Origin of the sequence: Streptomyces sp. NBC_00691 (genome assembly GCF_036226665.1) — a bacterium.
Classification (GTDB): domain Bacteria; phylum Actinomycetota; class Actinomycetes; order Streptomycetales; family Streptomycetaceae; genus Streptomyces.
This window is the reverse complement of sequence record NZ_CP109007.1, coordinates 1,551,231-1,565,836: the sequence shown is the minus strand read 5'-3', so window position 1 is coordinate 1,565,836 and position 14,606 is coordinate 1,551,231. Positions and strand designations below refer to the sequence as shown.

At 71.9% G+C, this 14,606-nt stretch carries 14 protein-coding genes; 9 read left to right on the top strand and 5 right to left on the bottom strand.

Annotated features, from left to right (window positions below):
- Positions 1 to 119: 119 nt before the first annotated feature.
- From OG392_RS06910 to OG392_RS06890, 5 genes are all read left to right on the top strand, one after another.
- Positions 120 to 1,136, top strand: coding sequence for a sugar-binding transcriptional regulator (locus OG392_RS06910; protein ID WP_329287110.1), 1,017 nt, complete (start codon positions 120 to 122; stop codon positions 1,134 to 1,136).
- Positions 1,137 to 1,201: 65 nt separating this feature from the next.
- A complete protein-coding gene (locus OG392_RS06905) occupies positions 1,202 to 1,669 on the top strand; it encodes a ribonuclease domain-containing protein (protein WP_329276683.1) in 468 nt (155 codons plus the stop codon).
- Positions 1,659 to 1,991, top strand: a complete 333-nt coding sequence (locus tag OG392_RS06900) for a barstar family protein (RefSeq protein ID WP_329276681.1) — start codon at positions 1,659 to 1,661, stop codon at positions 1,989 to 1,991. Before OG392_RS06905 ends, OG392_RS06900 begins: the two co-directional genes overlap by 11 nt.
- A gap of 105 nt (positions 1,992 to 2,096) precedes the next feature.
- Positions 2,097 to 3,539, top strand: coding sequence for a GuaB1 family IMP dehydrogenase-related protein (locus OG392_RS06895; protein WP_329276679.1), 1,443 nt, complete (start codon positions 2,097 to 2,099; stop codon positions 3,537 to 3,539).
- 77 nt (positions 3,540 to 3,616) lie between these two features.
- Positions 3,617 to 4,141, top strand: a complete 525-nt coding sequence (locus tag OG392_RS06890) for a GNAT family N-acetyltransferase (RefSeq protein WP_329276676.1) — start codon at positions 3,617 to 3,619, stop codon at positions 4,139 to 4,141.
- On the opposite strand, the gene OG392_RS06885 is transcribed toward OG392_RS06890, so the two are convergent.
- The gene (locus OG392_RS06885; protein WP_329287108.1) at positions 4,122 to 5,132 is read right to left on the bottom strand and encodes a GDSL-type esterase/lipase family protein; all 1,011 of its coding nucleotides are present in this window, start codon (positions 5,130 to 5,132) and stop codon (positions 4,122 to 4,124) included. The two genes, OG392_RS06890 and OG392_RS06885, sit on opposite strands and share 20 nt — an antisense overlap.
- Before the next feature lie 343 nt (positions 5,133 to 5,475).
- Between OG392_RS06885 and OG392_RS06880 the strand changes: the two genes are divergently transcribed.
- Positions 5,476 to 6,963: an amino acid permease gene (locus OG392_RS06880; RefSeq protein WP_329276675.1), complete on the top strand. Its 1,488-nt coding sequence runs from the start codon at positions 5,476 to 5,478 to the stop codon at positions 6,961 to 6,963.
- Positions 6,964 to 6,973: 10 nt separating this feature from the next.
- On the top strand, positions 6,974 to 7,429 hold the full coding sequence (locus tag OG392_RS06875) for an Lrp/AsnC family transcriptional regulator (RefSeq protein WP_015032260.1): 456 nt from the start codon (positions 6,974 to 6,976) through the stop codon (positions 7,427 to 7,429).
- Between the two features lie 76 nt (positions 7,430 to 7,505).
- On the opposite strand, the gene OG392_RS06870 is transcribed toward OG392_RS06875, so the two are convergent.
- A complete protein-coding gene (locus OG392_RS06870; RefSeq protein WP_329276672.1) occupies positions 7,506 to 8,069 on the bottom strand; it encodes a Repetin in 564 nt (187 codons plus the stop codon).
- Positions 8,070 to 8,347: 278 nt separating this feature from the next.
- On the opposite strand from OG392_RS06870, the gene OG392_RS06865 reads away from it, so the two are divergent.
- Complete coding sequence (locus tag OG392_RS06865) at positions 8,348 to 9,154, top strand: carbon-nitrogen hydrolase family protein (RefSeq protein ID WP_329276670.1); 807 nt, start codon at positions 8,348 to 8,350, stop codon at positions 9,152 to 9,154.
- A gap of 68 nt (positions 9,155 to 9,222) precedes the next feature.
- The gene (locus tag OG392_RS06860) at positions 9,223 to 10,920 is read left to right on the top strand and encodes a flavin monoamine oxidase family protein (protein ID WP_329276668.1); all 1,698 of its coding nucleotides are present in this window, start codon (positions 9,223 to 9,225) and stop codon (positions 10,918 to 10,920) included.
- A gap of 16 nt (positions 10,921 to 10,936) precedes the next feature.
- On the opposite strand, the gene OG392_RS06855 is transcribed toward OG392_RS06860, so the two are convergent.
- The 3 genes from OG392_RS06855 to OG392_RS06845 all read right to left on the bottom strand — a co-directional run bounded on the left by OG392_RS06855 (position 10,937) and on the right by OG392_RS06845 (position 14,557).
- Positions 10,937 to 11,671, bottom strand: a complete 735-nt coding sequence (locus OG392_RS06855; protein WP_329276666.1) for a DUF5995 family protein — start codon at positions 11,669 to 11,671, stop codon at positions 10,937 to 10,939.
- Between the two features lie 73 nt (positions 11,672 to 11,744).
- Positions 11,745 to 13,205, bottom strand: a complete 1,461-nt coding sequence (locus OG392_RS06850) for a uracil-xanthine permease family protein (RefSeq protein ID WP_329276664.1) — start codon at positions 13,203 to 13,205, stop codon at positions 11,745 to 11,747.
- Positions 13,206 to 13,342: 137 nt separating this feature from the next.
- Positions 13,343 to 14,557 carry an MFS transporter gene (locus OG392_RS06845; RefSeq protein ID WP_329276662.1) on the bottom strand — a complete coding sequence of 405 codons (1,215 nt, stop codon included), beginning with the start codon at positions 14,555 to 14,557 and terminating at the stop codon, positions 13,343 to 13,345.
- Positions 14,558 to 14,606: the final 49 nt, after the last annotated feature.

The window sequence follows — 14,606 nt, the reverse complement described above, 5'->3', positions numbered from 1 at the left end:
TCTGACAGGATGGACGGCGAGTCCAGAGTGTGAACGACAGCGGTACGCGAACAGCGGTAGATCGACGTCGGTACGTGAACAGCGGTATGTGAACAGGTGAGGAGATCGCGGTGGCGGGTATGTCGGCGGGACGGTCAGCCCTGCGGATGGGCCCCGCGGAGCTGGTGCAGGCGGCGGCCATGGCCCGCCGCTTCTACCTCGAGGGCAAGTCGAAGATCCAGATCGCCGAGGAGTTCGGCGTGAGCCGCTTCAAGGTGGCCCGGGTCCTGGAGACCGCCCTGGAGCGCGATCTCGTACGCATCGAGATCCGCGTACCGGCCGAGCTGGACGCCGAGCGCTCCGACGCGCTCCGCGCCCGCTACGGGCTCCGCCACGCCGTCGTCGTCGAGTCCCCGGCGGAGGGCGAGGACGAGTCGCCCGACCCCGAGAACCTCGGCGAGGTCGCGGCCGACCTGCTCGGCGAGCTGGTCACCGAGGGCGACGTCCTGGGCCTCGCCTGGGGGCGCTCCACCATCCACATGGCGGCGGCGCTCGACCGGCTGCCCCCGTGCACCGTCGTCCAGCTCACCGGTGTGTACGACGCCGGGACCGCCGAGCGCGGCTCCGTCGAGGCCGTCCGCCGTGCCGCGCAGGTCTCCGGCGGCGAGGCGCACCCGATCTACGCGCCCATGCTGCTGCCGGACCCGGCGACCGCGGCCGCGCTGCGCGGCCAGACCGGTATCGCGCGGGCCTTCGAGTACTTCGACAAGGTGACCGTCGCCTGCGTCTCCATCGGCTCCTGGGAGCCGGGCATCTCCACCGTCCACGACATGCTCTCGGACGAGGAGCGCGCCCACTACGCCTCGCTCGGCGTCGCCGCCGAGATGTCCGCGCACCTCTTCGACGCCGAGGGCCGCCGGGTCGGCCGTGACCTGGGCGAGCGCTGCATCACCGTCGAGGCGGACCGGCTGCGCCGGATCCCCGAGGTCGTCGCCATCGCGGGCGGCCAGCGCAAGGCGGCGGCGATCGGCGCGGTGCTCCGCTCGGGCCTCGTCACCAGCCTGGTCACCGACCGCGCCGCGGCGGACTACCTGCTCACCGAGTCCAGCCCGGGTACCCACCCGGCGCTCGACCGGACGGACCCGGACGGCGTCTGAGCGAGGACGCCGCGGACCGAGTCGATCGAGGGCCTGAGCCATCCCGTAACGGTATGTTGCGGGACATGCTGCTCCGGCCCTCGCGCGTGCTCGCCCCGCTCCGGCCCTCGCGCGTGCTCCTCGCGCTCGTCCTCTGCGTCTTCCTGGCCGGGTGCTCCTCGTCGGGCGGCGGTGCCGGACCGGTCGCACCCGCCCGCACCACCGCCGGCGCCACGGCCGGGGCCTCCGCGCCCACCGGCACCTCCGGACTGCCCACCGTGCGGGCCGCCGACCTGCCGCCCGAGGCGCGGAAGACCCTCGGCCTCATCGCGCGCGGCGGCCCCTACCCGTACGCCAAGGACGGCGCCGTCTTCGGCAACTTCGAGCGGCTCCTGCCCCGCGAGCAGCGCGGCTACTACCGCGAGTACACCGTGCGGACCCCCGGCGAACGCGACCGCGGGGCGCGCCGGATCGTCACCGGGCGGGGCGGCGAGATCTACTGGACCGACGACCACTACGAGAGCTTCCGGGAGGTGATCACGGATGAGGATTGACGATCCCGTCGTGCTCGATCTGACGGGCGTCACGGACAAGGCCGGACTCATGGACCGGTGCGCCGCCGTCCTCGCCCTGCCCGACTGGTTCGGCCGCAACTGGGACGCCCTCGCCGACTGCCTCACCGATCTGCCCGAGCCGGTCACCCTCGTCGTCACCGGCTGGCGGGAGTACGCCGGGACGCGCCCGCGCGAGTGGCGGACCGCCCAGGACGTCTTCGCCACAGCCGTGGACCAGCGCCCCGGCCGCCTCACGGTTCTCGTCGCCCTGGGGGCGGCTTTCGGAGGATCCGACGAAGCCCCTGCCGGGAGCCTCGGATGATTCGCCCTGGACTGGTATTCGTACAGACGTGGGACAATGAACTACGTGCTTTTTCCCCTGGCTGAAATGCCTAGGGGCCGATCCGAACGACTGGGATGTCAGCACGTGCGTTTCCTCAATGACGTCAAGCCGCCCTACGACCTGACGTACGACGATGTGTTCATGGTGCCGAGCCGCTCGGCCGTCGGTTCCCGCCAGGCGGTGGACCTCTCCTCGCCGGACGGAACCGGGACCACGATCCCGCTGGTCGTGGCGAACATGACCGCCATCGCCGGCCGCCGCATGGCCGAGACCGTCGCCCGCCGGGGCGGACTGGTCGTCATCCCGCAGGACATCCCTATCGAGGTCGTCACCGACGTCATCTCGTGGGTCAAGAGCCGTCACCACGTGCTCGACACCCCGATCGTCCTCGCCCCCCACCAGACCGTCGCCGACGCGCTCTCGCTGCTGCCCAAGCGGGCGCACGACGCCGCCGTCGTCGTCGACGAGGACCGGCGTCCGGTCGGTGTCGTCACCGACGCGGACCTGACCGGGGTGGACCGCTTCACGCAGCTCTCCGAGGTCATGTCGAAGGACCTGCTGCTCCTCGACGCCGACATCGAGCCGCGCGACGCGTTCAACACGCTCGACCACGCGAACCGCCGCTACGCCCCGGCCGTGGACAAGGACGGCCGTCTGGTCGGCATCCTGACCCGCAAGGGCGCCCTCCGCGCGACCCTGTACACCCCGGCCACCGACGCCGAGGGCAAGCTGCGCATCGCCGCCGCCGTCGGCATCAACGGCGACTTCGTCGGCAAGGCCAAGCAGCTCCTCGACGCGGGCGTCGACACGCTCGTCATCGACACGGCGCACGGTCACCAGGAGTCGATGATCGCCGCGATCAAGGCCGTGCGCGCCCTCGACCCGCACGTCCCGATCGTCGCCGGCAACATCGTCGCCGCCGAGGGCGTCCGCGACCTCATCGAGGCCGGCGCGGACATCATCAAGGTCGGTGTGGGTCCCGGCGCCATGTGCACCACGCGCATGATGACCGGCGTCGGCCGCCCGCAGTTCTCCGCCGTCCTGGAGTGCGCCGCCGAGGCCGCGAAGTTCGGCAAGCACGTGTGGGCCGACGGCGGCGTCCGGCACCCGCGCGATGTCGCCATGGCGCTCGCCGCCGGTGCGTCCAACGTGATGATCGGCTCCTGGTTCGCCGGGACGTACGAGTCCCCGGGCGACCTGCAGCACACCGCCGACGGCCGTCCGTACAAGGAGTCCTTCGGCATGGCCTCGGCCCGCGCCGTGCAGAACCGCACGAGCGAGGAGTCGGCCTACGACCGCGCCCGCAAGGGTCTCTTCGAGGAGGGCATCTCCACCTCGCGCATGTTCCTCGACCCGGCCCGTCCGGGCGTCGAGGACCTGATCGACTCGATCATCGCGGGCGTCCGCTCCTCCTGCACCTACGCCGGTGCCGGCTCGCTCGCCGAGTTCGAGGAGAAGGCCGTGATCGGCATCCAGTCCGCCGCGGGCTACGCCGAGGGCAAGCCGCTGCACGCCAGCTGGAGCTAGTCCCGTCACGTCGTGACATGAGCGGGCCCCCGGGAAATCCTTCCCGGGGGCCCGCCGTCGTCCCGTACGGTCGCCGCATGGACCCTGCGGACCCCACGGAGATCCGGCCCTGCCGCGCCGCCGACCTGTCCCTGCTCGACCGGCACCTTCCCGCGCCCGGGGCGCCGGCGCGCCACGCTGACCGGTTCGCGCGCCAGCAGGCCGGGGCGGGCACGTACCTCCTCGCCTGGCGGGACGGGCTGCCCGTCGGCCACGGACAGGTCCGCTGGGACGGCTGCGCCGCCCCCGAGGTGCGGGCCGTGGCGGGGGAGTGCCCGGAGTTCAACGGACTGGACGTACGGGCGGACCTCCGCGGACAGGGCATCGGCACGGCGCTCATCCACGCGGCCGAGGAGCTGGCGCGGGAGCGCGGCCTGAGCCTCCTGGGGCTCGGTGTGGGGCACGGCAACCCTCGGGCGGCGGCGCTGTACGCGCGCCTCGGCTACACGCCCGTCGTGGCCTACACGGACCGCTGGAGCTGGACGGACGCGGACGGACACCCGCACGACGAGGCCGACCCGTGCACCTTCCTGGTGAGGGACCTCACGGCGCCGGACGCCTGAGCGGGGGCTCCAGGACCCCGCCGAGGGTCTCCGCGACCGCCGCCGCGATCCTGGCGTGGCCCCGGTCGTCCGGGTGCAGTCCGTCGGCCAGGTGCTCCGGGCCCAGCAGTGGCCGTCCCGGGAGGACCAGGAGCCGTCTGTCGCCCTCGGCCGCCAGATCCCGCCCGGCCCGCTCCATGGCCCTGCGCAGCTCTGTGAGGGTCGCTCCGAGGGCGTTGCGGGTGTGCTCGGCCGCGGGGCGGAGCACGGGCGAGACGATCAGCAGCGGCGTGTCCGGGTGGCCCCGGCGGACCAGGCCCACGAAGGCCCGGACGGTGGCGTAGAGCCAGTCGGCCGTCGCGGGCGCCTTCGACCAGCAGTTGGTGCCGAAGGCGAGGGTGATCACGTCGCCGGGGAGCCGCGCCAGGTGTTCGGCGAGCGGGAGTTCGCCGCGTGCCCCGCCCGCGTACCCGAGGTTCACCGCGTCGAGGCCGAGGATCCGGCCCGCCGTGGCGGGCCAGGAGAGGGCCGGGCGGGTCGACCACCAGCCCTCGGTGATCGAGTCGCCGTGGACCAGCCAGCGGGGTTGTGCGGGGGCGGGGGACAGGGCCCCGCCGAGGGCCCGCAGGGCCAGTGGCACCGGCGCCTGGCCTTCCGGGAGGTGGACGGTGAAGACACCGCCGCCCGGGGGAAGCGGGAGCGTGACGGTGGCCTCGGGGGCCGGGGCGGCGCAGGCCTCGCCGACGAGCCGTGTACCGCTCCAGAGGGCGAAGGAGTGGCGGAGTCCGGCGAGCGGGTCGCCGGGCTCCGGGACGGCCGCCCGGTAGCGCAGCAGCACCGCGCGCGTGCCGGGGGCGGCCGTGAACTCGATCCGCACGCCGATGGGCAGCGCGGCCCGCTCGGCGATGTCCCACGGCAGCCGTTCCAGGTCGTCGGGATCGGCGCGGACCGGCCGGTTCCCGTCCAGCCAGGCCGTACCGCGCAGGAACGGCGCCGGGTCGAGCCAGCCCACCTGTGCCTCCGATCGGGGGGTCGTCACGGCCTCGCAGCGTGGGTCATGGGGCATGAGGAGTCAATGCTCGCACCAGGCCGGTTCACACCCCCAATGTGTGGATTCATGCGGGGGAGCGCAATGTTTCCCCGTCTGCGACCCGAGCGCGCAATGATCATTCGACAGTGCGCAACAACCCTGCATTACGAGTGCGAACCTCCGCCCCTTAGGCTCATGCCTCGTACCAGGAGTGGCGCGGACCGCCTGCTCGGCGGTTCCCCTCCCCCGTGGGCCTCTTTCGGCATGCCCGCGTACCGCTGCGGTCCCCCGTCACGACGACAGGCAGCGATAAGGAGCCTCCGCAGTGCTGGACCATGGCGCAGCCCCGCCGGTCGAGGAATCGACCCCCCGCAAGACCTCCGCTCTCGGCGCACTGACCCGGCGCAAGCCGGTGGAACAGCTGGTCGCAGAGGGTGGACAGGGCGAGGGTGGCAGTCTCCGCCGCTCGCTCTCCATGTGGCAGCTGACCATGATCAGCATCGGTGCCACGCTCGGCACCGGCATCTTCGTCGTCCTCGGCGACGCCGTCCCGAAGGCCGGCCCCGCGGTCACCCTCGCCTTCGTCATCGCCGGTCTCACGGCTCTCTTCTCCGCTCTCTCGTACGCCGAGCTGGCCGGCTCCATACCGGTCGCGGGCTCCTCCTACTCGTACGCGTACGCAACGATGGGCGAACTCGTCGCCTGGGTCTGCGGCTGGTGCCTGGTCCTGGAGTACGGCGTTTCGGTCGCCGCCGTGGCCGTCGGCTGGGGCGAGTACCTCAACGAGCTGCTCGACGGCACCATCGGGGTCACCATCCCCGACGTGCTCTCCTCCGCCCCGGGCGAGGGCGGCGTGATCAATCTGCCCGGCCTCGTCGTGGTGCTGCTCGCCATGGTGTTCCTGCTCGGCGGCGCCCGCGAGTCCGCCGTGGTCAACACGATCATGGTCTTCGTGAAGATCGCCGCGCTGGTGCTCTTCTGCGCCATCGGCTTCATGGGCTTCAAGTCCGGCAACTACGCCGACTTCATGCCGCTCGGCATGACCGGCGTGAGCGCCGCCGGAGCGAGCCTCTTCTTCTCGTACATCGGCTTCGACGCCGCCTCCACCGCCGGTGAGGAGGCGAAGGACCCGAAGCGCGACCTGCCCCGCGCGATCATGCTCTCGCTGCTCATCGTCACGGTCCTCTACGTCCTGGTCGCGGCCGTCGCCGTCGGCGCGTGGAACTGGAAGGACTTCGACGGCTCCGAGGCCACGCTCGCCGCGATCATGAACGACGTCAGCGGCCAGAAGTTCTGGGGCACCCTGCTCGCCGCCGGCGCCGTCATCTCCATCGCCAGCGTCGTGCTCACCGTGCTCTACGGCCAGACCCGCGTGCTCTTCGCGATGTCCCGCGACGGCCTCGTCCCCAAGGTCTTCGGCAAGGTCAACGCCAAGACCGGCACCCCGCGGGTGAACACCGTCCTCGTGTCGCTGTTCTGCGGCGCCCTCGCCTCGGTCATCCCGCTGGGCAAGCTCGTCGACGCCACCAGCATCGGCACCCTGTTCGCCTTCGCCCTGGTCAACATCGCGGTGATCGTGCTCCGCCGCACCCGCCCGGCCATGGACCGCACCTTCCGCGTTCCGCTCGGCTGGACCTTCCCGATCCTGGGCTTCCTGTTCTGCGTCTACAACATGTTCAGCCTCGACTCGGTCACCTGGGTGGTCTTCGGTTGCTGGATGGCCGCGGGCCTCGTGTTCTACTTCCTGTACGGCATGCGCCGCTCCCGGCTGGCCTCCGCGCCGGCCGTGGCAGAGACCTCAGCAGAGAAGTGATCCACCCGTAGTGCGACTCAACGACCTCGACGAACGCATCGTCCACGCCCTCGCGGAAGACGCCCGCCGCAGCTACGCCGACATCGGCTCGCTCGTCGGGCTCTCCGCCCCCGCCGTGAAGCGGCGCGTGGACCGGCTCAGGGCCGAGGGCGCCATCACCGGATTCACCGTACGGGTGGACCCGGCGGCGCTCGGCTGGGAGACCGAGGGTTTCGTCGAGATCTACTGTCGCCACAACACCTCGCCGGACGACATCCGGCGCGGTCTCGAGCGGTATCCCGAGGTGGTGTCCGCGTCGACCGTCACCGGTGACGCGGACGCCGTCGTCCAGGTCTTCGCCTCGGACATGCGCCACTTCGAGCGGGTCCTGGAGCGGATCGCGGGCGAGCCCTTCGTGGAGCGCACCAAGTCCGTCCTGGTGCTGTCGCCGCTCCTGCGCCGCTTCTCCTCGGGTTCGCCCGCGTAGCGAGGGCCTCCGGGCCGGGGCGGTGCGGGCCGTGGTTCCCGCACCGCCCTTCGGCCGCCCACCCCCGTGGGGCGGTCTACTCGGTCGGGTAGTCGAACCTCCACGGCAGGACCTGGAAGTCGCCGGTGCCGGCCTCGACCCGCTCGTACGGCGCCGCGGCGTTGCAGGGCGGCACCTCGTCCTGCAACGGGTTCGAGGCGAGCCAGCTGTAGCCGAGCCGGTCGTGCCGGCCGTCGTCGTGCACCGACACCCCGACCCTCTTGTGCAGCAGCCCCGGCACGTCGGTCCTCGTGACGATGCCCGTCACGGTGGCCACCGTGCCGCCCGTCGCGAGGCAGTCGACCTTCACGTCCGCCGAACCGCCCCCGCCGTCCTTGTGGTGGCTGTACCGGAAGGTGCCCGTCGCCGCCAGCGGATCGTTCCGGTTCGCGGCCGACAGATGCGCGTCGAAGGCGAACGTGATGTCATCACCGGCCGGGCGGTACAGCTTGGCCGAGCCGGTCAGCGCGGCGGCCTCCCGGACCCCGCCCTTCCCGTGCCCGCCACCGCCTCCCTCGCTCGAGGCGACGGCGGACCCCGCCGCCCCCGCGGAGATCAGCAGAGCGGCGGCGACGGCGGTGATCTTCGTGCGGCGGTTCATGTCTTCTGGTTCCTTTCGGCAGGTCAACCGGACGACCACCACTCTTCCGCGACGCCCGCCGCACGGCGTCGCGCCGCAGGACGGTTCCGCCTCCGCCGCGCGGCGGGGGACTTCTGCGACCCCGGGCGGAGTCGTACGCAATGAATCGCCGCGTGGACGGCCGATCGCGCAACGGTTCGACGGTCGGTCCGCAACGCTGCCGTCTTGTCCCGACCGAGCGCGAAACCGTACCGTTTTTGACGTCTTCCCCCTGTACTCCGACCCCCCGAGGATCACGCATGCCCGCGCTGCGCACCGCCCTGCTCCAGAGCTCCGGCGAACTCGGTGACGTGGCCGCCAATCTCAAGATCCTCGACGAGGCCGCGGGGCGTGCCGCCGCAGCCGGGGCGGGAGTGCTCCTCGCCCCCGAGCTCTTCCTCACCGGGTACGCCATCGGCGCCGACATCGCGCGCCTCGCCGAGCCGGCCGACGGCCCCTCCACCCGCGCGGTAGCGGCGATCGCCGTACGCCACGGTCTGGCCGTGGGCTACGGCTACCCGGAGCGGGACACCGAGCGGCACGGGGTCCTGTACAACTCCGCGCAGCTCATCGGTGCCGACGGCGTCCCGCTCATGCGGTACCGCAAGACCCACCTCTTCGGAGACTTCGAGCTGACCTGGTTCACCCCCGGTGACCGGGCCGTCGTCCAGACGGAGCTCGACGGCCTCACCGTCGGCATGATGATCTGCTACGACGTCGAGTTCCCGGAGAACGTGCGGGCGCACGCGCTGGCCGGTACGGACCTCCTCCTCGTACCGACCGCGCTCATGCACCCCGCCGAGGTGGTGCCCCTCTCCGTGGTGCCGGTCCGCGCCTTCGAGAACCAGCTCTACATCGCGTACGCCAACCGGACCGGCCCGGAGAAGGAGTTCGAGTTCGTCGGGCTCTCCACCCTCGCGGGCCCCGACGGAACCGCCCGGGCTCGCGCCGGGCGAGGCGAGGACCTCGTCCTCGGCGACGTCGACCCGGCCTTCCTCGCGGCCTCCCGCGAGGAGAACCCCTACCTCCGCGACCGGCGCCCGGGCCTCTACGGTCCGCTCGTCTGAACCGCTCCGCCCCACCTCGCGCAGTCGCCAGGCCTCACCCTTTTTTCCGTGCAAGGAGTCCGTACCCCATGACGTCCACGGTGCCCACGACCGCCGTCCCCCACAGCGACGGCCAGCCGCCGATCACCATGTTCGGTCCGGACTTCCCGTACGCCTACGACGACTTCCTGGCCCACCCGGCCGGGCTCGGCCAGATACCCGCGACCGAGCACGGCACCGAGGTCGCCGTCATCGGCGGCGGGCTCTCCGGCATCATCGCCGCGTACGAGCTGATGAAGATGGGCCTCAAGCCCGTCGTCTACGAGGCCGACCAGATCGGCGGCCGGCTGCGTACCGTCGGCTTCGAGGGCACCGCCACCGAGGGCCTCACCGCCGAGATGGGCGCCATGCGCTTCCCGCCCTCCTCGACCGCGCTCCAGCACTACATCGACCTGGTCGGCCTGGAGACCACGCCCTTCCCGAACCCGCTGGCCGAGACCACCCCCTCGACCGTCGTCGACCTCAAGGGCGAGTCGCACTACGCCACCACCGTCGACGACCTCCCGCAGGTCTACCGCGACGTGATGAACGCGTGGAACGCCTGCCTCGACGAGGGCGCCGACTTCTCCGACATGAACCAGGCCATGCGCGAGCGCGACGTCCCGCGCATCCGCGAGATCTGGTCGAAGCTCGTCGAGAAGCTCGACAACCAGACCTTCTACGGCTTCCTCTGCGAGTCGGAGTCCTTCAAGTCCTTCCGGCACCGCGAGATCTTCGGCCAGGTCGGCTTCGGCACCGGCGGCTGGGACACCGACTTCCCCAACTCCATCCTGGAGATCCTCCGCGTCGTCTACACCGAGGCGGACGACCACCACCGCGGCATCGTCGGCGGCTCGCAGCAGCTGCCGCTGCGCCTCTGGGAGCGCGAGCCGGAGAAGATCATCCACTGGGCGCAGGGCACCTCGCTCAGCTCCCTGCACGAGGGCGCGCCGAAGCCGGCCGTGACCCGGCTGAACCGGACCGCCGGCAACCGGATCACCGTCACCGACGCCTCCGGAGACATCCGTACCTTCCCGGCGGCGATCTTCACCGCCCAGTCCTGGCTGCTGCTCTCCAAGATCGCCTGCGACGACTCGCTCTTCCCGATCGACCACTGGACGGCGATGGAGCGCACCCACTACATGGAGTCGTCCAAGCTCTTCGTGCCCGTGGACCGGCCCTTCTGGCTGGACAAGGACGAGGAGACCGGGCGTGACGTCATGTCGATGACGCTGACCGACCGGATGACCCGCGGCACGTACCTCCTGGACGACGGCCCGGACAAGCCGGCCACGATCTGCCTGTCGTACACCTGGTGCGACGACAGCCTGAAGTGGCTGCCGCTGTCCGCGAACGAGCGGATGGAGGTCATGCTGAAGTCGCTCGGCGAGATCTACCCGAAGGTCGACATCCGGAAGCACATCATCGGCAACCCGGTGACGGTCTCCTGGGAGAACGAGCCCTGGTTCATGGGCGCGTTCAAGGCCAACCTGCCCGGTCACTACCGCTACCAGCGGCGCCTGTTCACCCACTTCATGCAGGACCGGCTGCCCGAGGACAAGCGGGGCATCTTCCTCGCGGGCGACGACATCTCCTGGACGGCCGGCTGGGCCGAGGGCGCGGTGCAGACGGCGCTCAACGCGGTGTGGGGCGTGATGCACCACTTCGGCGGCGGCACCGACGCCACCAACCCGGGTCCGGGCGACGTGTACGACGAGATCGCCCCGGTCGAGCTGCCCGAGGACTGAGCCGTACGGCTGCGGTTCAGGGCCTGGTCAGGGGCGTGAGGAGCATCCGTCCGACCAGGCCCACCGAGCGGTCGAGGCGTTCCGTGAACTCCTCGGCCAGCTCGGGCAGGCCGCGCAGCTGCCACAGCGAGCGCGCCGCGAGCCAGGCTCCGTCGCGGGCCCGGTCGAGGCTCCAGCAGCCGAGCAGATGGGTCAGCGGGTCCGCGACCTCCAGGAGGTCCGGGCCCGGCATCAGTTCCTCCCGGATGCGCTCCTCCAGGAGCACCAGGACGTCGCCGACCCGGTCGAACTCGTCCTCCAGGTCGGCGGGCGCGCACTCCAGGGCCCGGCAGGTGTCGACCACCGCGAGGGCCAGGTCGTGGCCGATGTGGGCGTTGATCCCGGCCAGCGCGAACTGCAGCGGCCGTACGCCGGGATGGCGGCGGTAGCGGAACAGCGGCCGCCAGCAGGCGGGGGAGGGGCGGCCGGTCGCGGCCGCGTCGACGGCGGTCAGGTACCGCTCGGCGAAGCGCACGTCGAGGGTGGTCGCCGCACGCCGGTCGGCGAATCCGCCCGCCTCGATGGCGTGGCCGATCTCCTCGGTGACGGTCAGGTAGACCCGGTTGAAGACGGCGACCCCGTCGGCCGGATGCCAGGCCGATCGGAAGGCCCGCATCCGCTTCACCACGGGGTCGACCGCGAGGAACGGGCCGGGCTGCCACCCGACCCGCCGTGTCTGCTCGCTCTGCCCGATCTGCTGGGTCTGCGCCATGCGGGCAGGCTCCCAGCCGTCGGGCCCGGGAGGGAACTCCTCCGGCCCGGCTTACCCAGAACGGGCGAATCACTCAGTTCTTCGACAGCGGCCCGTCGCCGGACGTGCTCTCGCCCGTGGTGCTCTCACCGAGGGCGCTCTCGCCGGTCGTGCTCTCGCCGGTCGTGCCCTCGTACGAGCTGGTGCCGGAGTCGAGCAGCGGCTCCTGCTGCTTGAGGTGGGCCGGGGCGAAGGCCCGCAGTACGTGGTAGCCGGTGATGACGACGATCGTGCCGAGCGCGATGCCGCCCAGCTCGAAGGTGTCCGTGAAGGTCAGCTTCACCCCGCCGACGCCGATGATGATGCCCGCGGCGGCCGGGACCAGGTTGAGCGGGTTGCGCAGGTCGACCTTGGCGTTGATCCAGATCTGGGCGCCGAGCAGGCCGATCATGCCGTACAGGATCACGGTGATGCCGCCGAGGACGCCGCCGGGGATGGCGGCGACGACCGCGCCGAACTTCGGGCAGAGACCGAAGAGCAGCGCGAACCCGGCGGCTGCCCAGTAGGCGGCCGTCGAGTAGACCCGGGTGGCGGCCATGACACCGATGTTCTCGGAGTACGTGGTGTTGGGCGGGCCGCCCACGGCCGTCGACAGCATCGAGGCGGCGCCGTCGGCGGCGATCGCGGTGCCGAGCTGGTCGTCCAGCGGCCTGCCGGTCATCTCGCCGACCGCCTTGACGTGCCCGGCGTTCTCGGCGATCAGGGCGATGACGACGGGCAGTGCGACCAGGATCGCGGACCACTCGAAGCTCGGTCCGTGGAACGAGGGCAGACCGATCCAGTCGGCCTGGGAGACACCGGAGAGGTCGAGCCGCCAGTGGTCGGTGACCTGGCCGCTCGGCGACATCGAGTTGATCCTGCCGAAGACCAGGTCGAAGATCCACGAGATGCCGTAGCCGAAGATCAGGCCGAGGAAGATCGCGATCCGGGACCAGAAGCCGCGCAGACAGACGACGGCGAGGCCGGTGAACAGCATCACGAGGAGCGCCGTCCACTGGTCCTGCGGCCAGTACGTCGCCGCGGTGACCGGGGCCAGGTTGAAGCCGATCAGCATGACGACGGCGCCGGTCACGATCGGCGGCATCGCCGCGTGGATGATCCGCGCGCCGAACCTCCGGACCGCGAGACCGGCGAGGAAGAGCACCGCGCCGACGACGAGGACCGCGCCGGTCACGGTGGCGCTGGTGCCGCCGGAGGCCCGGATCGCGGCGGCGACCCCGACGAACGAGAGCGAGCAGCCCAGGTAGGAGGGGACGGTGCCGCGGGTCGCGAGGAGGAAGATCGCGGTCGCGACACCGGACATCATGATCGCGAGGTTCGGGTCGAGACCCATGAGGACCGGAGCCACGAACGACGCCCCGAACATGGCGACCACGTGCTGGGCGCCGAGGCCGACCGTACGGGGCCAGGAGAGCCGTTCGTCCGGGCGGACGACGGCTCCGGGGGCCGGTGTCTTCCCGTCGCCGTGCAAGGTCCAGCGCACGCCGAGGTTCATGAGGTGGCTCCCGTTCTCCGGTTCCGGCGGCCGTGTCGTGACCGCAAAAGATCAGCCACATGCTATGCGCCGCCGGAGGCCGGGGACGTCCGCCCCGGCTCCCGCTCCCCGCCCGGGCCCCGCTCTCCCCGTGACCGCTACCCGACGGGACCCGGCGCCTTCTCCGGGGCGGGCTTCGCCGGCGTGGACTCCCGCCCGCCGGACCTCAGGACGCCCGCACCCACGACGAGCCCCAGGGCGAGCAGTGTGACCAGGGCGAACGAGAACACCAGCGAGGTCGCGTCGGCGATGCCGCCGATCGCCGAGGGGGCGATGAGCCCCGAGGTGTACGTGATGGTCGCGACGCCCGCGATCGCCTGGCTCGGATTCGGTCCGCTGCGCCCGGCCGCCGCGAAGGCGAGCGGGACGACGACCGCGACTCCGAGCCCGATGAGACCGAATCCGGCCATGGCGAGGGCGGCGTGCGGGGCGACGACGACCATGACCCCGCCGAGGGTGGCGACGGCGCCGCCGACCCGTACGGTACGGACCGCCCCGAAGCGGTCCACGACCCGGTCGCCGGCCAGCCGTGCCACGGTCATCGTCAGCGCGAAGGCGGTCGTGGAGGCCGCCGCGAGCCCGGCGGAGCTGCCCAGCTCGTCCCGGAGGTAGACGGCCGACCAGTCGAGGCTGGCGCCCTCCGCGAACACCGCGCAGAAGCCGATCGCGCCGATGACCAGCGCGGACTTCGGCGGCAGCGAGAAGCGCGGGGGCGGCTCCTCGTCCGGCGTGCTGCGCATGTCCAGGACGCCCTGGCAGAAGACCAGGCCGAGGGCGGTGAGGACCAGGGCCGCGATCAGGTGGTGGAGCCGGGCGTCGCCGCCGAGGTGGGCGGCGACCGTACCGGCGGCGGAGCCGATGAGGGCGCCCGCGCTCCACATGCCGTGCAGGCTCGACATGATGGATTTCCCGAGCCGGTTCTCGGTCTCGACCCCGAGCGCGTTCATCGCCACGTCCGACATGCCGGCCGTCGCTCCGTACACGAAGAGCGCGACGCACAGACCCCAGATGTTCGGGGCGAGCGCGGGCAGGGTCAGGGCGAGCGTCCAGAGGCTGAGCAGTCCGCGCAGCGCGGTGCGGGCGCCGAAGCGGTGCGACACGGCCCCGGCCAGCGGCATCGCCAGGGAGGCGCCGAGGGCCGGGAAGGCGAGTGCGAGTCCGAGCTGACCCGCGCTCACGCCCGCGTGCTCCTGGATCCAGGGGATGCGGGTCGCGAAACTGCCGGTGACGGAGCCGTGGACGCAGAAGACGGCGGCGACGGCGAAGCGCGCCCGCCGCAGGCGATCGGTGCTGGTGACGGTCTCCGCCGCCATGGGCCCTCCCTGGGTGGTGGTGTGGCGTGGCCGGGTGGTGCGGCCGGAT

Excerpts from the sequence above, each read along its gene's own strand:
- OG392_RS06870 (WP_329276672.1), bottom strand. The coding sequence starts at position 8,069 with ATGAACCGCCGCACGAAGATCACCGCCGTCGCCGCCGCTCTGCTGATC.
- OG392_RS06860 (WP_329276668.1), top strand. The coding sequence starts at position 9,223 with ATGACGTCCACGGTGCCCACGACCGCCGTCCCCCACAGCGACGGCCAG.
- OG392_RS06855 (WP_329276666.1), bottom strand. The coding sequence starts at position 11,671 with ATGGCGCAGACCCAGCAGATCGGGCAGAGCGAGCAGACACGGCGGGTC.
- OG392_RS06905 (WP_329276683.1), top strand. The coding sequence starts at position 1,202 with ATGCTGCTCCGGCCCTCGCGCGTGCTCGCCCCGCTCCGGCCCTCGCGC.
- OG392_RS06850 (WP_329276664.1), bottom strand. The coding sequence starts at position 13,205 with ATGAACCTCGGCGTGCGCTGGACCTTGCACGGCGACGGGAAGACACCG.
- OG392_RS06900 (WP_329276681.1), top strand. The coding sequence starts at position 1,659 with ATGAGGATTGACGATCCCGTCGTGCTCGATCTGACGGGCGTCACGGAC.
- OG392_RS06845 (WP_329276662.1), bottom strand. The coding sequence starts at position 14,557 with ATGGCGGCGGAGACCGTCACCAGCACCGATCGCCTGCGGCGGGCGCGC.
- OG392_RS06865 (WP_329276670.1), top strand. The coding sequence starts at position 8,348 with ATGCCCGCGCTGCGCACCGCCCTGCTCCAGAGCTCCGGCGAACTCGGT.
- OG392_RS06890 (WP_329276676.1), top strand. The coding sequence starts at position 3,617 with ATGGACCCTGCGGACCCCACGGAGATCCGGCCCTGCCGCGCCGCCGAC.
- OG392_RS06910 (WP_329287110.1), top strand. The coding sequence starts at position 120 with ATGTCGGCGGGACGGTCAGCCCTGCGGATGGGCCCCGCGGAGCTGGTG.